Genomic DNA, 20,589 nt, shown 5'->3' with positions numbered 1-20,589 from the left:
GCTATTCCTTTCCGGTTCTTAGTCTATCTCTCCTCGTTCGGGTCCAGAAGGGGCTGGAACGTCAGGTTGTAGCTTTGGCTGCCCAGCGTGATCCGCTCGTTCTGGAATTCGTCCACAAGGGTCAAGTTAAACCAGCCGCCGCGGAGCTTTTTGTACTGCTCGTCCGTCAGCTCCATCGATATCGACCGGGTGCCCGGCACTTGGATATCGGTGCCTGGCGTAAGCGTCCGCTCCTGTGTTTGTCCGAGGCTGTCCTTGATGATTAGTATCAGCTTGCGGCCGGAATCCGCGGCCGCAATGCTCTCGCTGCGTTTCACATCCAACGTGGCATTAAGCGATATGGTGGAACTGCCCTCCTGTAAATGTCCAGCCGCTTTCGTAACCGAAACGCTGTAAGGATACCAATCGAGCTGCGTCAGGCCGGAGCTTGCCGCAGGTCTGGCCGGATTCAGCATTAATTTTTTCACGCCCAGCACACCCGTAGCGTCCTTGCCCGTTTCCGCAAGCTTGCCTCCGGACATCGCCGTGCCGAGGGCCAGGCCCAATTCGCTGGCAGCCCCTTTCGGCACTCGGGCCCAAAAGACGATCGACTGCCTGGATCCCGGCTGAAGGGCCGCTTCCGGCTGAATGGTCTCCGCTTCATAAATCCTGCCGTCCGTGCTTTGGAAGTACCCCTTCAGCACTGCGGCTTGAACGCGGCGCTGTTCATTGCTGGTCAGCACGAACTCCGAATAGACGATATCGGAGTCTGCTCCTTCATAGATGACCGTCCGCCGTTCTTGTGCCTCCGCACGTTTACCCGCAGCCGTGACCGTATAGGGCTTCCCTTTCTCCAGAACGCCGATCGACTGCATCATCCCGGACGTGGTCATGGTCAGGAACGACGTTTTGGCCGCTTCCTGCTGCGTAAACAGCTCGAAACGGAGCGAACGGATATCCTTCGTATACGGGATCCGCGCCATGACGTACACCTCGGTTGATGCCCCCGGCGCTATCAGGGAGCCCTGCTCCTCGGCGATGACCTCCGGGCCGGCCAAGCCTGTTTTTTCATCCGCCGTGACGTTCGCTTTAAGCTCAGGCAGCGGCAGCGATTTGGATTCCTGGGTATTCCGCAGCCGCAGCTTCGCCACGATCAGGTCCTGGTCCTGCCACGGCAGGCGCTGGATGGATTCCAGCGTGTACGCAAAGCCTTTGGCCGACTGCGCGCCGTATTCCACGCCGATGGATGACTTGCGTTCCGTTTGGTACGGGATGGCAAAGTATGCAATCGGCAGGGTCAACGGCTCCTGAACCTCGGAGGTCGGCTCGCTGCCCGACTCACCCGGATTCGCGGGCGGTTTGGATGCGCCGGCCGTGCCTGATGCCCCGATCATTTGCAGCTTCAGCCGGTCCTGCTTGAGATCAAGCGGAAGCGTGATTTCCATCACCATCGTTTTCTCTTCCCCGGGGCGGAGCGTCAAGCCCGTTTTGCCGTCCGGCGTATAAGGATGGAAGGAGCCTTCGGACGCTTTAATCGCGAACTCGTAGGCCGGAACCTCCACCGATTTTTTTCCTTTGTTCTTGAAGGCCATCTCGATGGTCCATATGCCCTGTCCGCCGGAGGCACGCAGCGAAGACTGGCGGATTCTGACATCGACCGGAATCCCCCGGATGGTCAACTTCTTGGCTTCGCCCGCCTTGACGTCCCACTTCGGAGCAGTTGCAGCCGGCAGCTTGAATGAGGCGACAGGCAGTGACAGCTTCAGCGTGTCATCGTTTTCGGTCCATAAGAAACGCAGGCCGGCCGTCTTCAGGTAAGAGGGAACTTCCGTTATGTAGTAAACCAGTTTCTTTTCTTTCGGCTGGACTGGCACCCCCTCCGCCCCCGCCTCATGACGCAGAGGGAACGAGTTGCCGCTTGCCGTTACCAAATGCGGCTCGAATCCCCGATCGTTCCATACCTTGCCGCCATGATTGGTCATATACATCCCGACTTTGGCGATGACTTTGCCGTCGTACTTGATGATCTCCAGCGATTCCGCCTGTACGGTAACCGGCGTTCCGCCCAGCTTCAGCTTGGTGCTTGAGCCCGTTGGGACGGCAGCGGAATAATTGGCGGGCATTCTGTACGTTCCGACGCGCTGCAGGTAGCCTTTGACCTGCGGATTCCATACGTCCATGACCAGCTTCATGCCGGCCAAAGAGCTGCTGTCGGTCTTTGCATAGTAGGTGACGCTCACGCTTTGCCCGGGCTCTACCTTCTTCTTGGCCAGGTCCTTGGAAATGGGATTGGCCGCGCTCACGGAACCGCCGGGAAGGACCACCTTGGGAAAATAAGATACCAGGCGCGCTGCGCTCTTGCCCCCATTTTTATAAGTCAGGGTAAATACCGCCGCATGCGACCCGTTTTGCTGCCATACGTCGGCATGGTCGAGCTTCGCCGTGACGTTGCTGCCCAGCTTCACGCTCCAGGCCAAATTTGCATTTTTTTGCGCGGCCGACTTCGCGATCTGCGATGTCTCCGTCTTAGATGCAGCAGCTTCCACTTGCGGTGCCGCAGCCAGAATCGCAGCCATCAAAATGGCCGTCACTCTGAACTTTGTACTATTCATGTTACGACTCCTTTCTACCTCGATCTATCCCTTTCATGCTCCATCTATAAGTACAGATTTCTTCAAGGCTATATATATAACGACAACTTTCCCAGGAAAGTTTTTCATCATTTTCCATTGCGGCGAAACAACATTCTTTAGCCCTTAAATCGGCTCTCGCGGACTTTTCAAACATAAAAGTTGATTTAATCACCCAAAACGGTTTAATATATGTAGTGTAGCCGGATTACATATTCCATTGCTCCGGGATGATAAAGACTTCCTGATGAAGGAAGGCCTTTCATCATAACCAAAAACTAAATTTACAGGAGGTTTTTACTATGGCATTTCAATTACCAGCACTTCCTTACGCAAACGACGCGCTCGAGCCTCACATCGACGCACAAACGATGGAGATCCACCATGATCGCCACCATAATACCTACGTAACCAACCTGAACGCTGCTCTTGAGAACGCTCCTGAGCTTCAAGGCAAATCCCTTGAGGATCTGATCGGCAACCTTGATGCTGTACCGGAAAGCATCCGCACAGCGGTTCGCAACAACGGCGGCGGCCATGCTAACCACTCCCTGTTCTGGGAAGTAATCGGACCAAACGGCGGCGGACAACCAACCGGCGCTTTGGCTGATGCCATCAACAGCGAGCTCGGCGGCTTCGATAAATTCAAGGAAGATTTCGCCAAAGCGGCTACAACTCGTTTCGGCAGCGGCTGGGCTTGGCTCGTTGTTAAAGACGGCAAACTGGCAGTAACCAGCACTCCTAACCAAGACAGCCCGATCATGGAAGGTCAAACTCCTCTCCTCGGCCTGGACGTTTGGGAGCATGCTTACTACCTGAAATATCAAAACAAACGCCCGGACTACATCTCCGCATTCTGGAATGTAGTCAACTGGGAAGAAGTCGGCAAGCGTTACGACAACGCGAAGTAATATCGCCTGACTACAACCGATCTCATATCACAAAAAAGGCTGCTTTCCGCCGTAGACCCTGTCTATCGCGAAAGCAGCCTTTTCATATTCATAATTCCCCTAAGCATCGTTTGCCGCTGCCGCAGGGCCGGATTCATAGTAGCGCGCTTTAGACGGCGAGTAGATGACCGCCAGCAGCATGACCGAGGACAGTACCGCTGCGCCTGCCCCGATCAGGCATACGGCCTGCAGCGACGAGGCATCGGCGGCAAAACCGAGCAGGAGCGTGAAGAGAATCTGCAGCATCCCTTCCAGCAGTCGGGTCACGCTCGTAAAGCGTCCCATGAGGTCAACGGGTACCTGGTTTTGAAAAAAGGTGGTATAGCCCGCGTTGGCATACGAAGAGAAGAAACCAAACACGATAAAACCGATTACGGCCGTCATGAGACCCGATGCGGCATAGAAGATCATATAGCCGATGCTCGACAGGAGCATCCCTGCACCGATAAACATTCGCAGCGACAGCCGTTTAACGGATAAAGACGCAGCCATCGAGCCTGCCAGATACCCTGCACCCGCTACGCTGACAAGCAATCCGTAATCCTCGTCGCCGAGGAGCAGCACCTGCTTAATGAACGTGGCCTCCTGGGAATCGAGCGCAAACCCGAGCAGCGTGGCGGATTGAAACAGCACGTATACGAGCATAAAATACTTCGCGGCCTTTCCGAAATCGATCACCGCGGCCCAGTCCCGCAGCAGCATCCTCATCGTCATGGCCTCCCGCTTGCTGCCTGCCGCCTCCTCTCCATCCACATCGGGAAGGAAGTAGATGACAAGCGCACAGATCAGGAAGGATACCGCATTGATGACGATGCTGACCCGAATATCCGTGTAAGCGATCAATAGGCCGGATACGGCGGGTCCAAGCAGCACAGCGCCGGAAGTCGTAAAGCTGGACCATGCGTTGAACCGCTTTCGTTCCTCAGCCGGAATCAGCTTCGTTACGTACGTCATGGACGTAGGCCCGAAGAAAGAGCCCGCCACGTTAATCAGAAACATGATGCCATAGATGCCCCACACCGAGGACATGAAGGGAATCAGGGCGATCAAAGCCCCCCGGATCACATCGGTGGTCATCATAAGCCTGCGCTTGTTCGCCCTGTCGATGATGCTGCCCGCCCAGGAATTGGTCAACAGGGTAGCGAGCGGCCGGATGATGAACAATCCGGCCACTGCCGCGGGAGACCCCGTCATGTGGAGCACGAGCAAATTGATGGCAACCAGATAGATCCAGTTCCCAAGATTGGAGATCCCGATGCCAACAATGTACAACAACGCATTCTTCCAACTATGCAAAGGCTTCACGACTCCTTACAAACCTCTCCTGCATTACCTAATGAACAAGGCAAAAGCGGCTTCAAGATGAGAAATAGGCATTCAGAATCCGGATGAATACATTGGGAAATGCGTAGCGCTCCATATCCTGAACGTGAATCCACCGGAAATTCTCTTCGCCCGTCTCATATGCAGCCGCGCTTTCCGCTGCTTGCAGGACTGCCGGCGGCACATCCTGCCACTTACAGCGGTATACGCCCATATTCCATTGAATATGGCTAAAGGTATGCTCCGCGTCCATCACATGGCCGATCGGCTGGACCGGGACCCCTTCTTCCAGCAAGGCATCGCGCAAGCGGACCATCGCCGTCTCCTCGGGCATTGCGGCCGGTACGCTGCTCCCATCGGCCGGTACGATCACATGCGGCAGTTCCCACATCCCGGCCAATAAACCGGCGGCTGGACGCTTGCGGATCAGGATCTTTCCTTCGTGCACGCCGGTACCCTCTACTATCGCGGTAAGACGGTATTCAGGACGCGGCGGCTTGGCCTTCGTTTTAATAGGAAGCGATTCCTCTTTGCCCTCCAGCCGGGCCGAACAATGCTCCATGACCGGACATACCAGGCATTTGGGAGACTTCGGCGTACAGATCAAGGCCCCCAGCTCCATCAGCGCCTGGGTGAAATCCGAGGCCCGTCCATCCGGAACCAGCGTCAGCACAAGCTCCTCCATCTTGGTACGGGTTTTCACTTTCATGATATCTTCCTCGATCAAAAAATAACGGGAAAGCACGCGCATCACGTTGCCGTCCACGGCCGCGGCCGGAATGTTGAACGCGATGCTGCGAATGGCGCCCGAGGTATAGGGACCTATCCCTTTCAGACCCGATACTTCGTCTTTGCCGCTGGGCATCACGCCATCGTACTGCTCGGTCACTTGTCTAGCGGCAGCCTGTAGGTTGCGTGCGCGGGAATAATAGCCCAGACCCTCCCAGCATTTCAATACATCGTCCTCCGGCGCGTCCGCAAGCGATTGGATTGTCGGAAACCGCTCGATAAACCGATGGAAATACGGGATCACCGTGTCTACCCGGGTCTGCTGCAGCATAATTTCAGATACCCATATATAATAAGGATCGCGATGCCTGCGCCATGGCAGATCCCGTTTATTGATTTCATACCAATCCAGCAGCTCTAGGCTGAAGTATCGTTTGTGTTCCGTGTTATGCATCTATACGTAATCTCCTCCGTCTTCCTTACTTGATCTTCTCCACCACGGCGAAAGCGGAAGCCAGCGTGGCCTGATGGGAAATCGTCAAATGAATCGCATAATGGGCGGAGCCCCCCAAGCCCAGACGGTCCCAGGCTTCCTTGGACAGACTGGCTTCCGGCCTGCCGAGAGCACCCGGCATTACTTCCATGTCATGGAATCCGATCAGGCGGCCGATTCCGCAGCCAAATGCCTTGGATATCGCCTCCTTGGCAGCAAAACGCCCGGCAACAAACTCCGTCCGTCTTGCCCCCTTCTTAGCGGCAACGGCCTGCTCTTGCTGCGTAAGCACGCGCTGCATGAACTTCTCTCCATGCGGGCCTGTCATCAACGTCTCCATTCGCTTCATGTCCAGCACATCATGCCCGATTCCGTAGATCACAATCGTCTGCTCCCCTTCGTTGATCCAGTCTTCCTGTTCCAAAAAAAATAAACACTCCTACTTATTGTAGCAGTCGATGTCCGCCAACGCGAGACTACGGTGTTACAACAGCATGAATTAATTACATTTGTTGTATTTCAAATTTTATCCATATAAACTGAACAAAACAGCATATAGATCGAAGGAGGAATCATGTTTTGGGTACATTAATTTATCACGTTGCCGTTTCGCTTGACTATTTTATCGCAGATCAGGCCATGATGGAGGGAAGAATCGATCAGACCCTTTTTTTATTCGATGGGGAACATGTTCCGGACTTTCTAGCGGAAATCCAGGACTATGAGGCGGTCCTCATGGGCGGAAAAACGTATGCGTTTGGTTTTAAGATGGGGGCTAAGCCGGGGGAGCCAGGTTACAAAGGTCTTAAGCATTATATATTCTCACGTTCGTTAGAATTCGAATCCAACGATGAGGTTGAATTGATCAAGGAGGACGCCACCCCCTTCATCCGTCATCTCAAAGAGCAGGCAGACGGCAAGCTGTGGCTGTGCGGCGGCGGAGAATTGGCAGGAAGCCTGCTCCAGCATAAACTAATCGATCAGCTGGTTTTAAAAATTAATCCAGTGATGGTTGGTGACGGTGTTCCGTTATTCGGGAGTGTAAAACCCAGGTTGAAGTTCGATTTGATCAATATGAAGCAATATGCCAACGGCGTTCTCAAACCGACCTACAACATAATATATACCTAGTCTCTCATAAAAAATATAAAGCCTTCCGGGGATGGATGATCCTCCGAAAGGCTTGTTTCGCTTGGGGTATGGTTATGTTAGATGCCTGGAATCGTATTGCGCTTGTGCGCCGTTTTGACGTAATAGCTCTCAAGCTTCTGCTGAACCTCGGGATTGATCGTTTTGCCTTCCAGATAGTCACTGTTATCATCATAGCTGATTCCGAGCTCTTTCTCGTCCGTCTGTCCTTCCCAAAGTCCGGCAGAAGGTGCTTTGTCCAGAATCGATTGCGGTACCCCCAAATAGGATGCAAGCATGCGAACCTGACGCTTGTTCAGGGAACTCAGCGGCGTAATGTCCACTGCGCCGTCCCCCCACTTGGTATAGAAGCCGGTAATCGCCTCGGATGCATGGTCCGTGCCGACAACAATCAAATTCTGCTCGAATGCCAACGCATATTGTACCACCATACGCACTCTGGCCTTCACGTTGCCTTTGCCGGGGATACTCATATGTTGATGGACGCCGATATTCTTCAGGCCATGCTCCACTTCCAAAGCAACCTCGTTCACCGCCTCCTCGATATTGGTCTCGACGGTATATTTCAAATCGAAGGCCTTCGCCGTTGCGTAGCTGTCGGAAATATCGGCCTGTTCGCCGTATGGCTGGAACACCCCGAGCGTCTTGTATTCCTTGCCGTTCTCCTCCGTGAGCTCGTCTGTAGCCCGCTTGCACAGGCCGGCGGCCACGGCCGAATCGATCCCGCCGCTAATGGCGATCAGCAGTCCGGAAGTGCCGGAGTTCTTCACGTAGTTTTTCAGGAAATCCACGCGTTTGCGTACCTCTTCCTCCACGTTAATCGTAGGTTTGACACCCAGTTCAGCGATAATTTGTTCTTGCAGGCTCATGATAGATGACTCCTTTCAGTATGTTCTCTCTAACCTAAGTACTTCATTCATACAACAAAAGCCCCGCGGCTTCGGAATATGCCGAATGCTTCGGGGCCTATGTAACTGCCGAATTACTGGCAGTAGCGATTGAATGCGTCGGTCAAATCTGCGGCGATTTCCTCGGCGGAACGGTTCTCCACTTGATGACGCTCAATAAAGTGCACCAATTCCCCGTCCTTCAGCAGCGCAATCGATGGGGAGGATGGAGGATACGGAGCAAAATACTCACGGGCTTTCGCCGTTGCTTCCTTATCCTGTCCGGCGAACACGGTATACAAATGATCCGGCTTCACCTGGTTCTCAAGCGCAATGGCTACACCAGGACGTGCTTGCCCTGCTGCGCATCCGCATACGGAGTTTACAACGACCAGCGTTGTGCCTTTCGCCTCCGGAAGCACTTCTTCCACCTCTTCAGGTGTTGTGAGCTCCTTGATTCCCAAACTGGTCAGTTCATCCCGCATCGGTTGAACCATATCGCGCATATATCGGTCAAAAGACATACCCATAACTGCTTCACTCCTTATATAAACAAGATTGTTCGAATTATAACAGCTCATCGATATCTATATTATACAATCCTAAAGAGTGAAAGCAAGAAAATACAAAACGAGCAGCATCACAAAATGGGATACCGCCCGTCTTCTTGCTTCATTCATCATACTAGGTAGCAGGATAGTTTACCCCGTCCTTTTTCTTGTCAACGATGGGCTCGCCACGGCGATCTTTGTTTTCACGCTCCTGCCGCTCCTGTTGCTTGGAATCGTTCTTACTCATCCGAATCCCTCCTTTACCCTGAGCTCTGCCTTATGATGCGTAAATAACAGACCGTTTATTCGGAAGCGGCAGCGCTCTGGGATTCCGACAGGCCGTGCGGGTACGAGCGGACAGGAAAAGAAATGATGAACACCGTACCCTTGCCTAGGTGGGATTTTACGTCTATCGTTCCATGATGACGCTGTATAATGCTCATGCACAGGGCGAGTCCAAGCCCCGTCCCCTTGCTCTTCGTGGTAAAGAAAGGTTCAAACAAGCGCTCCAGCTCATTCTCCGGTATGCCGATTCCGGTATCTGCCACATACAGCTGGGCGAGGTCCCCTTCCAGCCGGGTTTCGATCGTCAACGTCCCCTTGTCATCCATGGCCTCCATCCCATTGCGGCACAAGTTCAGAATGAGCTGCTTCATCTCCTTGGCATTCAGATACAGTTCGGGAATGCCGGTTCCCAGTTTCAGCTCGATGTTCTGTCCGCGCAAATTAGCGTCCGCCCACAAGAGCGGGCTGAGCTCATGGATAATGTCATGAAGGTGGCATTCTTCTTTCTCGGCTGCCCGGTTCTGGGCCAGGGACAAAAAGTCGCTGATGATGCCATTGGCCCGATCGAGCTCTTCCATGACGATCCGGTAATAATGATCCAGCGTATCCGGACTCTTCTCTTTCATAAGCTGCAGGAATCCGCGCACGACAGCCATCGGGTTGCGAATCTCGTGGGTGATGCTTGCCGCCATTTGGCCGACCAAGCTTAACCGTTCTACATTAATAAATTCCGTGCGGAGCTTCTCAAGCTCCGTAATGTCTTCCATAATGCCTACCGCACCCATGATGTCGCCGTTCCCATTATGTATAAGCGGATAAATGCCGGTAGAGTACACTCTAGTAGCGCTGCGCATAACTTCTCCGGTGCTTTCGACACCGTTTATGGCTCTCTGAAATCGGCTGCGCAGATGTTCCTTTTGAATCATGCCCTCCAACAAGTCGAACAACGGCCTGCCGATGACATCCTTGGTGGTCAGATTGGGAAACACGTTTCGAAAGCTGCGGATAAGCGGTTGATTAAAGGCGATGATATTGCCGCTGCGATCCACCGCAACCATCCCTAAAGGAATCATCTCCATCATTTTCGTTAATGAAGCAATCTCTCCGTCCTTCACGTCGTACTGGCCCGAAGCCAGACGCCCAGAGGTTAATTCGATCCAATACACGATCAGTCCCGAATAAAAAATGCCGATCAGCATATACAGAATGGTCACCAGAATCGTGTCCGGATTCAGATCGTCATTCCTAGCCTTTCCTTCCATCGCGTGGCAGGCTACAATAATCAGCATAGCCGGAACGAGCGCGCTCCAGAGCCAATAAATCTTTTCGGTCATGGAGCCTTTCTTGAAATTGGAGGATACCCTAGGTAATAGCGAGTATCCCAAGACAAGCAAATTCAGAACGAGGCCGGTCGTTGACCAGCCGTTAATCAGCCCATGGCTTATGACATAAATTACTGCAAGACATAGCCCTGAACTCCTGCTTCCATATAATATGCCTAAAAATAACGGGATCACGCCAAGATGGATCGGAACGTAATAATCGCTCATTGCAGAAATCAAGACGCACAATACAGTGCTGATTCCGCTGGCAATGACAATATGCTTGCGAAATCGAAGCAGATCATCCGGATTCTTCTTGTTCAGGCACTTTAGATGTCTGTCGAGGAGAAGCGGCAGATGAAAGATGAGTGTACCAGACAGCAAAACTTGCAGCAAAATATCTTTCCATAGGCTCAGCACAGTGATCCATCACCTCAATTGGACAACGCATCTAATATTTCTGATTAAAGCACAGGCGACATCATATTACAATATCTTGTAAATTCCTGCAGCGGCGACGGAGTCCTCCGTCTTATGTCCTATTCATGAGGTTTGGGATAATTCGTGAATATCCTATATAATAAGATCCATCTATTAATTGATATACCCCCAAAGGAGCTATGAGCAAACATGCTTGATTATGATATTATCGTCGTCGGCGGCGGACCTTCCGGATTGATGTCCTGCGTGGCTGCAGGGGAAAGAGGAGCTTCCGTTCTCTTGATCGACAAAGGGGACAAGCTGGGCCGTAAGCTTGGCATCTCGGGCGGCGGAAGATGCAATGTCACGAATGCCAAAGAACAGGATGAATTGATTGCCAACATCCCGGGGAACGGACGCTTTTTATACAGCGCTTTTCAGCATTGGAACAACAGGGATATCATGACCTTCTTCGAGGGGCTTGGCATCCGGTTGAAAGAGGAAGACAACGGGCGTATGTTCCCTGTTACGGACAAAGCCTCCAGCGTGGTGAATGCCCTGATTGGCAAAGTGAAGGAGCTCGGTACCGATATACGGACGAATAGCCCGGTGAACCGCGTTCTCTATGAGAACGGCCGGACGTCCGGGGTCGAGCTGAAATCCGGGGAAGTGATCCAATCTTCCTGCGTGATCATTGCCACCGGCGGGCAATCCGTGCCCCAAACCGGTTCGACGGGAGACGGTTACCCATGGGCTGAAGCCGCAGGCCATACGATAACGGAGCTGTATCCGACCGAAGTGCCTATCGTGTCTACCGAGCCTTTTATTGCCTCTAAAGAGCTGCAGGGCTTGTCACTGCGGGAGGTGGAGCTGTCCGTCTGGAATCCGAAAGGAAAAAAAGTGATTGCCCACCGGGGAGATATGCTGTTTACCCATTTCGGGGTGTCCGGACCGATCGCGCTTCGCTGCAGTCAGTTCATCCGCCAGGTGCAGCGGAAATTCGATGTCGTCAACGTGGACATGGCCATCGACATGTTCCCCGAGCGCTCTCAAACGGAGCTTGCGGCCGAGCTCAAAGGGCGATTGGAGGATGAGCCGCGAAAGAGCATCAAGAACGTGCTTAAGGGCATGCTGCCGGAACGGATGATCCCGCTGCTGTTATCCAAATCGTCCATCGATAGCGACATGATCTGCAGCGGCATATCCAAAGCCGCGCAGGAAAACCTGGCCTCCGTTCTTAAAAAGTTCACGTTCCGCGCTTCAGGCACCCGTTCGCTGAAGGAGGCCTTCGTGACGGGCGGCGGCGTCAGCCTCAAGGAAATCCAGCCCAAAAGCATGGAATCGAAGCTGATGCCCGGCCTCTTCTTCTGCGGGGAGGTTATGGATATACATGGATACACCGGCGGCTACAACATCACGGCCGCCTTTGCGACCGGATATACGGCAGGCAAGCATGCCGCCGAGTCCGTATCGCACATAGCCGATTAAAAAAGCGCGCCGGAATGCCCTGTGTTATGGGATCATTCCGGCGCGCTTTGATTATTCCTGAGGTTGGCGTTTCTCCTCCTTGTATACCGGCCAAGACATGAGCGAGGGCGCGACCATGAGAGCAAGCACGGTCAATGCAAGCACGGCGAGCCATCCCGTTACGCCCTGAAAAAGCGTTAATCCTGCCACGAGCGAATAAAGAAATGCGGGAACGGCGAGCAAAGCTCGTACCGCAACAATGCCGGCGGCTCGATGCTGTTGATTCGTAAACGGAAGCACATGCATGAATTCGGCTTTGGCAAACAACGCCCATCTTGTGTTCAGCCAATACGACATCATCAAGACAAGGGCAGCATAAACGATGATTTTGATGATCAGCGGCGGCAGCCAGACGGCCGGGATGCCGACCAGCGTAATCTGAACGTACAATAACAAGCTCTCAGGTTGGCGCAAAATCGCTTTAAGCCCCGCATCGGCGAGCCTTTTCTCTGCCGTGCCTTTGAACAATCGGCCGGACTTCCGCATAAACCAGGTTTTGCTTCGTATGCTGGGCGGTTTCCCGACGGCTTGAACCAGCAGCTTCTCCGTCAGCTGCACCCGAGTCTTTGCATCCTCGCGCGCATCGGCCAGGAAGGTCCCCTGCATGGCCAGACGCTTTCGGCTGAGAAAAAAAAGCAGCATGAGCAGAAGCAAGACCGCCGCCCATATAACAACATAGGAATGAAGCCAAAACGTAACAAGCAGCGTCAGCAGTCCGAATGATAGCCAGCGTACAACATACGTCATCAGATGCTTCCGCCATCCTTTATAACGGGAACGGATCATGGCCGTCCATAGATTGGCGCACCAGGCGCAAACGACTGTAACTGCCAGTAATGTCATCAGGGCAGTTCCGGTAATTTCATGTTCCCTGACGAGAATCGGCAGCGCAAGCACCGAGATGATCAATCCCTTGATCGTTGAAACCGCATGACTGTACGCCATGCCTCCGATCATTAATCCCTTCATCCATTCCCGCTTCTGGCGAAGAAACAACGTGTCGGCCTCTTCAAAGAATAGCAGCACTCTGCCGGAAAACATGAAGAGCAGGATCCCTACCACCGCTTGCAGCGGCAGGAATTGTACCCATCCGGGAAACGGGCTCGTCCATAACTCGCGGTATAACCCGCCTCCCAAGAGAAGGCCCGGGACAATAATGTAGAGCATTACGACCCAGTCGACCACGGTCGCCAGATTGTCGCGCTGATTCTTCCAATGAGCGGTCACCCTTCGCCATAAGAGGGCGGCCGGATGTCTGAAGTGATGTGATCGTTCCATATCCATCATCCCCCTATGTCAGCGCATCGAAGCAGTCAAACAACGATGCGCCGGGAAGTTCAGCGGACTGCCGGATTTGGTCCAGCGTGCCCTCCGAGGCAATCCGCCCTCCGGATATGAGTACAAATCGATCGCAAATTTTTTCCGCGGTGTCCAGCACATGGGTAGACATCAATACACCTGCGCCACGGCGCCTCTCCTCGAGCAGCAAATTCAGGAAGTCGCGCGTTGCCCGGGGATCCAAACCGATAAACGGCTCGTCCACGATATAAACGTCGGGTTTGGAGAGAAAGCCGATCATCAGCATCATCTTCTGCTTCATTCCTTTGGAGAAGCCTCCCGGCAGTTCATGGCGTACCGACTCCATGCCGAACTGCCGAAGCAACTGGGCGGCCTGCTCCTCAAATTGCTGATCGTCCATTCCAAAAGCAGCAGCTGCCAGATCCAAATGCTCCCACAGCGTCAAGTCCTCGTAAAACACGGGCTGCTCGGGAACGTAAGCATATCGCGGAGGGTTGCCCGCAATATAGACATCGGCTTTGCTATCTTTTAGAAGCCCCAGCACCGTCTTAATGGTCGTGCTCTTCCCCGCTCCGTTCGGTCCGATCAAACCCAGAAGCTCGCCGGGCACCACTTGAAACGATATATCCCGTATGCGCGGGCGGCTTGGCTCGTATCCTGCCTCCTGAATATCCACCTTCAGCACCGGTTCAAGCCCAAGTCCATTCTCTTGAATCTTATGCATCCTAACACCCCATCCGTTGTCTCTATTCCCAGTATTACGCAGCAGGGCAGGGATTCGTTGCATTTAGCGAAAGATTCTTGCATTCTATCGTAGTCGTTTCAGTTTCAGTGACCCTATGGATACCTTTCCCTGCTGCAGCGGCATCATCCTTCCTTTCGATTCTGCCTTTGCACGGCAGCAGCGGTTTGAACCCAACGGAATCTGCGGTTTGTGCTTGTTTCATGTCCCCCACCCTTTTCTTCCCATTTGAATTTCATTATAGGATCGACAGGATCGACGCACGGAGGGCGTATCGGGCTGGAGGCGTCGTGGCTGCCGGAGCCGGAGAATGAAAAATGTTTCGTCTGCATTGTGACAAATCACATGTTGCATTTGTATATTTCAGCGTAATCTTAGATTTGAAGTAATTCAGGACATGAGTCCATACCAAAGGCGGGAGAATGTATGAAGGTGTCACATGAACGCGATACACAGCTTGCGATGCACCTGTATCGGGTGTTTGCCAAGTCATTCAAGAGCGTCAACGAACATGTCGTGAATGGCAGTAAAATCGAAGGCTTTAATCCAACCTCTTTTGCCGTAATGGAAGTACTGTTCTATAAAGGCCGCCAGCCCATCCAGCAGATCGGGGCACAACTGCTCCTGCAGAGCGGAAACGTAACTTACGTGGTCGATAAGCTGGTTGAAAAAGGCTACGTGCGCCGCAGACCCTGTCCCGAGGACAGACGAGTGATCTATGCCGAGCTGACTCCGTCCGGAGAGCAATTGATGCAGAAGCTGTACCCGCTGCATGAACAACACATCCAGCATGCCTTGGGGGGATTGGACGAGGAAGAGAAGCGCCAGCTGATCGGACTGCTGGGCAAAATGGGAAAACATGCGGAACTGGTGCAGATCGTACGCCAGCAGGGCTGAAAAGCAAAGAGAAGAACCCTTCCTCCTTCTCGGGATCAGGGTTCTTCTTGCTCAATGTACTGGTTAGAAACGCTCAGTCTTTAAAGCCTTCCAGGGCAATGGTCGGCTTCCCGTCCGCTTGCCAGGCTCCCTTGTTGTATCCCGCATTGTATCCCGGCGTTGCTTCGGGCTCCCAGTAGAACACACCCAGCCCGGTACCTCCCGCTAAGCCTCTCACCTTGGTCTTGATGCTCTGGATAAAGCTCTTGGCTGCCGCCGGCTGATTGTAATCCATGCCGATTTCGCTGATCATGATGCTTTTTCCATATCTGGCGGTCATGTCTTTGGCATTGGCTATCGTCTGATCGACCTTCGATGACCAATCGCCCGCCTCCGGGTACAGCGACATGCCGATAATATCGAAGTTCGCGCCGTTGCTGATCAAGCCGCCAATATTCCACTTGAACAATTCATTGTCGTAGCCATTCGATAAATGAACGATCGTCTTGGCCTGGCTGTTGACGGACTTCACCGCGTTATGCCCCGTATTGACGAGCCATGCGTAATTCTTCATGTTCACTGAGGCCTTGCCGTCCTCCCACAGCATTCCGTTGTTGGTTTCGTTGCCGACCTGTACCCAATCCGGAGTCACGCCTTTGTTCTTCATGGTGTTCATCACATAGACGGTATGGGAATAGACCGCATCCATCAGCTGCTGAAAAGAAAAATTACGCCAAGCATAGGGCTTGTTCTGCTGTCCCGGGTCCGCCCAAGAATCGCTGTAATGGAGCGTAAGCATAATGCTCATGCCTTTATTCTTGGCACGCTGGGCCAGATCGGCGGCTTTTTCCGCATTCAGATAACCGTTCATGTAATCATTCATGTTGGGATTGACCCAGACACGGATCCTTGCCGAATTGATCTGGTAATCGTTCTTCAGAATGTCCAGAATATCGCGCTGAACCCCTGTCTTGTCCTTCCACTTATACCCTTGAGCTTCCATACCGGGAACCCAGCTGATGTCCGCTCCTTTTGCAAAGGCAGGCGCCGCCTCGGCGGCGCCGTTACCCGAAAAGCCAAACGTTAACGCAAGCATTGACACGCAAAGAAACAACCTGCACCAAACTCCTTTCGCGACTCCAGTCATTACGATACCTCCTTGGTTTTTCGTTCACTGCGCAAGTGACACTTTAATTGTAAGCGTTTTCTATATGAAGCCACAGGGCATAATGCCAACATTTCCGGTCCTTTTCCAAGCAAAATGAACCCGGGCGCAAGGGCCGAAATGTCAGATCCGGTGCGGAAAGGATGCTCACATGGAATAGACAAATGAGCGGCGCGGTGCATGATGAAGGGACAGGCATCGCACGAAGGCACCTGTCCCTGGAAGAGGCATGTTTTGAAACGAATCGGAACATGGAAGGCTGAGCCGGCTTACGCACTCGCCCCTTTTTTGATCACCTTCACTCCGTAAGGCGCCAACCCTAGCTCTGCCCCTAGGGCTTCGCCCGAGATTAAATCACGGTACTCGGCTCCGTCCAGCGTGACCCGCTTCGCTTCGCCAGAGAAGTTCATCACAAAAATGTAATCTGACTCTCCATCCGTACGAAGGGATGAGCTTACGCCCGAAGGCAGCTCCACCGGCAGCGCCCGGCGGACGCCTGTCTGTTCAACGAGCTTCCTGTAAAAATCGGAATGAAAAGGCTCCTTGTTCCGGGAGGCGATATAATAGGCTCGGCCCTTCCCAAGCTGATTGACCGTCAATGCTGGCCGTCCCGCATAGAAATCGGACCGGTAAACGGCCAGCGCCTCCGCCGTCTCCAGATGAATAAGGTCGCACAGCTCAACGGCTTCATAGGCTTTCGCCAAGCCAAGCCCCCCTGTGTCATTCGTTACGATCCCATTGACATCGTGATCATGGAGAGCATCGATTTCCTCCGACCATATGCCGAGCGTCTTACGCAGTGGACCCGGAAATCCGCCAAGGAAGCAAAGGTCAAACTCGTCGGCGATTCCCGACCAATACGTTGCAACAAACGTACCGCCCGCTTCCACAAATTGTTGAATCCGTTCGCCCACGCCTGGGCGCACCATATACAGCATGGGTGCGACCAAAAGTTTATATCCGGAGAAGTCCTGCTCCATATCGATGACATCGATCGGGACTCCCTGCTTCCATAAAGCACGGTAATGCTCCTGCACGGTCTCCTCATACTTGACTCCCTTGTTCCGCGGACCTTGCGCATCGTTGATGGCCCAGCGGTTCTCCCAATCAAAAATGACGGCCGCTTCCGCCGGAATGCCCGTGCCTACAACGGCATCCATCCTCTTGAGATAGTCCCCGACCTCAGCCACATCGCCGAACACCCGGGTGCGTTCATGACCGACATGATCAACGACGGCGCCGTGCAGCTTCTCGCTCGATCCCCTGCTCTTGCGCCATTGAAAATACTGCACCGTATCCGAACCATGGGCAACGGCTTGCATGGAAGACAGCAAATGCATACCCGGACGCTTCAGCTTGCTTACCGGCTGCCAGTTCGTCAGACTTGGCGTGCTCTCCATCAGCATCCAAGGCTGTCCGCCTTTGATCGAACGGATGATATCGTGCATCATGGCAACGCGGGCTGCCTGCACGGCCTCATCCCCGCCCTGGTCATGCCAGGTCGGATAGCTGTCCCACGACACCACGTCCAGCAGATCGGCAAATTTCCAATAATTCAGTCCTTCAAAATATTCCATCAGGTTGGTCGTAACCGGAAGGGATGGATTGACCCTGCGGAGAGGTTCTATTTCATGCCGGATGAAATCCGCCGTCTGATCGGTTACGAACCGTCTCCAATCCAGGTTCATTCCATGTACCTGCGTCTCCCCGTGTGGCGACGGAGATTCAACCTGGCTCCAATTCGTAATCGTATGGCTCCAGAATGCGGTCCACCAGGCATGGTTGAGGTCATCCAGCGTGGCGTACTTCGCCTGCAGCCAAGACCGGAATGCGTCCTGACAGTAGTCGCAGTGGCAATCGCCGCCAAACTCGTTCGAGATATGCCAGCCGATCACGGCCGGATGGTTGCCGTACCGCTCCGCAAGCTTCCTGTTGATCGTATGGACCTTCTCCCGATAGACCGGCGAAGTATAACAGTGATTATGACGGAAGCCGTGCAGGTTACGGACGCGCCTCTCGCTTACGCGCAGCACCTCGGGATACTTCTCCGACATCCAGGCCGGTCTTGCGCCGCTTGGCGTAGCCAGAAAAGCATAAATGCCATTGGCGGCAAAGCGGTCCAATACGCCGTCAAGCCAATCGAAGGTGAATACCCCTTCCTCGGGCTCCAATGAAACCCATGAAAATATGCCGACGGACATCACGTTGCAATTCGCCAGCTTCATCAGCCGGATATCCTCTTCGAGCACTTCGGGATAACGGAGCCATTGCTCCGGATTATAATCGGCGCCATGCAGCATGTGCGGAACGCGCGAGCTAATCGGATTAAACGTTCGTTTCATAGTAAGTTAAACCTCCTGTTTCCTGATAGGATCGCATCTCTTATTCTTTGACAGAACCCAGCGTCATCCCTTTAACGAAAAAACGCTGCAAAAAAGGATAAACCAGCAGGATGGGCGCCGCGCCGATAAAGATCTGTGCGGCATTCACCGTCGTCTGGGACAACAGCTCCATCTCCTTCGGGCTCATGCTCATCGAGCTCATGTCCCGCTGGATAATGACCGTCTGCAGAAAGGTAGCCAGCGGGAAATCCTTGGCATTGTTCAGATACAGCAGCCCGTCAAACCATGAGTTCCAGTGGAATACCATGCTGAACAGCGCAATCGTGGCAATCGAGGGCAGCGAGATCGGCAAATAAATCTTAAACAGCGTTTTGAAATGGCCGGCTCCATCGATGAAAGCCGCTTCCTCCAGTTCTTTCGGAATTCCTCTGAAGAAGTTCAGCATCAGGATCACCAAAAAGGTATTCACCGTGCCGGGAATCACCAGCACCCAGAAGGAGTTAATCAGACCCAGCTTCTGAATCACGATATAGAACGGCACCAGGCCTCCATTGAACACCATGCTGAACACAAACAGCCAGGAATAAACACTGCGGCTGCGGAAGACGCGGTTCTCTTTGGACAGCGGATATGCGGCCAGAAACGTCACGGCAAGCGTCAAAGCCGTTCCCAGTACGGTACGTGCAATCGAAATCCAGATCGAGTGTAGAAATGCCGGGTTATTGATCGTTTTCTTGTAAGCTTCCAGCGAAAAATCGACCGGCCATAATCCCACCAGACTGGCGTCGGCAGCGGCTTTGGAGCTGAACGAAATCGCCAGCACATGAAGCAGCGGAATGATGCAGAGAATGGCCAGCGCGACAAGCAAGCAGGTATTAAACACGTTAAATATGCGGTATTCCATCGTTTTATGGTACATGGCTCTCCCTCTTTCGCTCTGCTAGAATATACGGTAGCCCGCCCACTTGTAGGCCAGCCGATAGGATACGAGAATAAGGACCATGCTGATCACGGATTTGAACAAGCCGATGGCCGTTCCTAACCCCATCTCGCCATTCAGGATCGCTGTTCGGTATACAAAGGTATCGATGATATCGCCTTTCTCGTATACCAGCGGATTGTACAGGTTGAAGATTTGGTCAAACCCGGCATTCAGGATGTTGCCGAGCGCCAATGTCCCGACAACGATCGTGATGGGAATCATGGAAGGGATCGTGATATGAAGCGTTTGTTTCAGGCGTCCCGCTCCATCGATTTCCGCGGCTTCGTACAGGGTCGGGCTAACGCCGGCCAGTGCAGCCAGGAATACAATCGTATTGTATCCAAACTCCTTCCAAACGTCGGATACGATCACCGTGAACCGGAACCAGTTATTGTCACCGAGAAAAAAGATCGGATCGATGCCGACAGCCCCCAGAATTCGGTTGACAAAGCCGTCCACGGCAAGCATTTCGATCAGAATTCCGCCCAGGATGACCCAGGACAAAAAGTGCGGCAAATACACCATCGTTTGGATGCTCCGCTGAAGCGCCGTTTTTCGGATTTCATTCAGCAGAATGGCAAACACGAACGGAATCAGCAGATTGAACACGATTTTCATCACCGCGATGACAAAGGTGTTCCATATGACCTGCATGCTGTCCTGCCTTTCAAACAAGTATCGGAAATTGTCCAAGCCCACCCATGCGGAGCCGCCAACGCCCTCCCACGGCTTATAGTCCTGAAAAGCCATAATGATGCCGCCCATCGGCAAATAACTGAACAAGAACAGACAGATAAGGGCCGGCAGCAGCATGACGTGGAAAGGCCATGTTTTTTTCATCCTCTTCATCCAAGATCCTCCCGTTAAATCAATCTACCTCTTGATTATAGGACCCGTCCCGCAGGGCGCAGTAGCCCACAAAACCAATATTCATGGCA

At 53.1% G+C, this 20,589-nt stretch carries 17 protein-coding genes; 4 read left to right on the top strand and 13 right to left on the bottom strand.

Going from position 1 to position 20,589, the window contains the following annotated elements; all coding sequences use genetic code 11:
* Nucleotides 1-23: 23 nt before the first annotated feature.
* The gene (locus tag M1D70_RS04220) at nt 24-2,591 is read right to left on the bottom strand and encodes a hypothetical protein (RefSeq protein WP_456289210.1); all 2,568 of its coding nucleotides are present in this window, start codon (nt 2,589-2,591) and stop codon (nt 24-26) included.
* A gap of 320 nt (nt 2,592-2,911) precedes the next feature.
* On the opposite strand from M1D70_RS04220, the gene M1D70_RS04215 reads away from it, so the two are divergent.
* Nucleotides 2,912-3,520 carry a superoxide dismutase gene (locus M1D70_RS04215; protein ID WP_009594941.1) on the top strand — a complete coding sequence of 203 codons (609 nt, stop codon included), beginning with the start codon at nt 2,912-2,914 and terminating at the stop codon, nt 3,518-3,520.
* Between the two features lie 99 nt (nt 3,521-3,619).
* On the opposite strand, the gene M1D70_RS04210 is transcribed toward M1D70_RS04215, so the two are convergent.
* The 3 genes from M1D70_RS04210 to acpS form a co-directional block, all read right to left on the bottom strand.
* Entirely contained in the window at nt 3,620-4,855 is a 1,236-nt protein-coding gene (locus tag M1D70_RS04210; RefSeq protein WP_456289209.1) for an MFS transporter, read from the bottom strand.
* 61 nt (nt 4,856-4,916) lie between these two features.
* The gene (gene mutY, locus M1D70_RS04205) at nt 4,917-6,065 is read right to left on the bottom strand and encodes an A/G-specific adenine glycosylase (RefSeq protein ID WP_456289208.1); all 1,149 of its coding nucleotides are present in this window, start codon (nt 6,063-6,065) and stop codon (nt 4,917-4,919) included.
* Between the two features lie 25 nt (nt 6,066-6,090).
* Complete coding sequence (gene acpS, locus M1D70_RS04200) at nt 6,091-6,486, bottom strand: holo-ACP synthase (RefSeq protein ID WP_456290386.1); 396 nt, start codon at nt 6,484-6,486, stop codon at nt 6,091-6,093.
* 197 nt (nt 6,487-6,683) lie between these two features.
* On the opposite strand from acpS, the gene M1D70_RS04195 reads away from it, so the two are divergent.
* Nucleotides 6,684-7,235: a dihydrofolate reductase family protein gene (locus M1D70_RS04195; RefSeq protein WP_456289207.1), complete on the top strand. Its 552-nt coding sequence runs from the start codon at nt 6,684-6,686 to the stop codon at nt 7,233-7,235.
* 77 nt (nt 7,236-7,312) lie between these two features.
* Here M1D70_RS04195 and nadE read toward each other — a convergent pair whose 3' ends face one another.
* From nadE to M1D70_RS04180, 3 genes are all read right to left on the bottom strand, one after another.
* A complete protein-coding gene (gene nadE, locus M1D70_RS04190) occupies nt 7,313-8,122 on the bottom strand; it encodes an ammonia-dependent NAD(+) synthetase (RefSeq protein WP_009594931.1) in 810 nt (269 codons plus the stop codon).
* A gap of 113 nt (nt 8,123-8,235) precedes the next feature.
* Complete coding sequence (locus M1D70_RS04185) at nt 8,236-8,670, bottom strand: BrxA/BrxB family bacilliredoxin (protein WP_009594942.1); 435 nt, start codon at nt 8,668-8,670, stop codon at nt 8,236-8,238.
* Between the two features lie 323 nt (nt 8,671-8,993).
* Nucleotides 8,994-10,718, bottom strand: coding sequence for a two-component system sensor histidine kinase NtrB (locus tag M1D70_RS04180; RefSeq protein ID WP_009594865.1), 1,725 nt, complete (start codon nt 10,716-10,718; stop codon nt 8,994-8,996).
* Between the two features lie 210 nt (nt 10,719-10,928).
* On the opposite strand from M1D70_RS04180, the gene M1D70_RS04175 reads away from it, so the two are divergent.
* Nucleotides 10,929-12,206 carry an aminoacetone oxidase family FAD-binding enzyme gene (locus tag M1D70_RS04175; RefSeq protein WP_433938400.1) on the top strand — a complete coding sequence of 426 codons (1,278 nt, stop codon included), beginning with the start codon at nt 10,929-10,931 and terminating at the stop codon, nt 12,204-12,206.
* A gap of 51 nt (nt 12,207-12,257) precedes the next feature.
* On the opposite strand, the gene M1D70_RS04170 is transcribed toward M1D70_RS04175, so the two are convergent.
* Nucleotides 12,258-13,523 (bottom strand): ABC transporter permease, encoded by a 1,266-nt coding sequence (locus M1D70_RS04170; protein WP_456289206.1) that lies wholly within the window; start codon nt 13,521-13,523, stop codon nt 12,258-12,260.
* Between the two features lie 13 nt (nt 13,524-13,536).
* Complete coding sequence (locus M1D70_RS04165) at nt 13,537-14,268, bottom strand: ABC transporter ATP-binding protein (protein WP_456289205.1); 732 nt, start codon at nt 14,266-14,268, stop codon at nt 13,537-13,539.
* Between the two features lie 444 nt (nt 14,269-14,712).
* Between M1D70_RS04165 and M1D70_RS04160 the strand changes: the two genes are divergently transcribed.
* Complete coding sequence (locus M1D70_RS04160) at nt 14,713-15,183, top strand: MarR family winged helix-turn-helix transcriptional regulator (protein ID WP_009594890.1); 471 nt, start codon at nt 14,713-14,715, stop codon at nt 15,181-15,183.
* A gap of 73 nt (nt 15,184-15,256) precedes the next feature.
* Here M1D70_RS04160 and M1D70_RS04155 read toward each other — a convergent pair whose 3' ends face one another.
* The 4 genes from M1D70_RS04155 to M1D70_RS04140 all read right to left on the bottom strand — a co-directional run bounded on the left by M1D70_RS04155 (nt 15,257) and on the right by M1D70_RS04140 (nt 20,500).
* Nucleotides 15,257-16,309: a glycoside hydrolase family 53 protein gene (locus tag M1D70_RS04155; protein WP_456289204.1), complete on the bottom strand. Its 1,053-nt coding sequence runs from the start codon at nt 16,307-16,309 to the stop codon at nt 15,257-15,259.
* Between the two features lie 287 nt (nt 16,310-16,596).
* On the bottom strand, nt 16,597-18,669 hold the full coding sequence (locus tag M1D70_RS04150; protein WP_456289203.1) for a beta-galactosidase: 2,073 nt from the start codon (nt 18,667-18,669) through the stop codon (nt 16,597-16,599).
* Between the two features lie 40 nt (nt 18,670-18,709).
* Nucleotides 18,710-19,588, bottom strand: coding sequence for a carbohydrate ABC transporter permease (locus M1D70_RS04145; RefSeq protein ID WP_009594891.1), 879 nt, complete (start codon nt 19,586-19,588; stop codon nt 18,710-18,712).
* Between the two features lie 21 nt (nt 19,589-19,609).
* Entirely contained in the window at nt 19,610-20,500 is an 891-nt protein-coding gene (locus M1D70_RS04140) for an ABC transporter permease (RefSeq protein WP_456289202.1), read from the bottom strand.
* Nucleotides 20,501-20,589: the final 89 nt, after the last annotated feature.

Source organism: Paenibacillus sp. AK002 (assembly GCF_053903045.1).
This window is presented reverse-complemented; position numbering and strand designations above follow the sequence as displayed.

Coding starts and splice junctions, on each gene's coding strand:
- M1D70_RS04220 (WP_456289210.1), bottom strand. CDS start 2,591: ATGAATAGTACAAAGTTCAGAGTGACGGCCATTTTGATGGCTGCGATT.
- M1D70_RS04215 (WP_009594941.1), top strand. CDS start 2,912: ATGGCATTTCAATTACCAGCACTTCCTTACGCAAACGACGCGCTCGAG.
- mutY (WP_456289208.1), bottom strand. CDS start 6,065: ATGCATAACACGGAACACAAACGATACTTCAGCCTAGAGCTGCTGGAT.
- nadE (WP_009594931.1), bottom strand. CDS start 8,122: ATGAGCCTGCAAGAACAAATTATCGCTGAACTGGGTGTCAAACCTACG.
- M1D70_RS04185 (WP_009594942.1), bottom strand. CDS start 8,670: ATGGGTATGTCTTTTGACCGATATATGCGCGATATGGTTCAACCGATG.
- M1D70_RS04175 (WP_433938400.1), top strand. CDS start 10,929: ATGCTTGATTATGATATTATCGTCGTCGGCGGCGGACCTTCCGGATTG.
- M1D70_RS04170 (WP_456289206.1), bottom strand. CDS start 13,523: ATGGAACGATCACATCACTTCAGACATCCGGCCGCCCTCTTATGGCGA.
- M1D70_RS04165 (WP_456289205.1), bottom strand. CDS start 14,268: ATGCATAAGATTCAAGAGAATGGACTTGGGCTTGAACCGGTGCTGAAG.
- M1D70_RS04160 (WP_009594890.1), top strand. CDS start 14,713: ATGAAGGTGTCACATGAACGCGATACACAGCTTGCGATGCACCTGTAT.
- M1D70_RS04155 (WP_456289204.1), bottom strand. CDS start 16,309: ATGACTGGAGTCGCGAAAGGAGTTTGGTGCAGGTTGTTTCTTTGCGTG.
- M1D70_RS04150 (WP_456289203.1), bottom strand. CDS start 18,669: ATGAAACGAACGTTTAATCCGATTAGCTCGCGCGTTCCGCACATGCTG.
- M1D70_RS04145 (WP_009594891.1), bottom strand. CDS start 19,588: ATGTACCATAAAACGATGGAATACCGCATATTTAACGTGTTTAATACC.
- M1D70_RS04140 (WP_456289202.1), bottom strand. CDS start 20,500: ATGAAGAGGATGAAAAAAACATGGCCTTTCCACGTCATGCTGCTGCCG.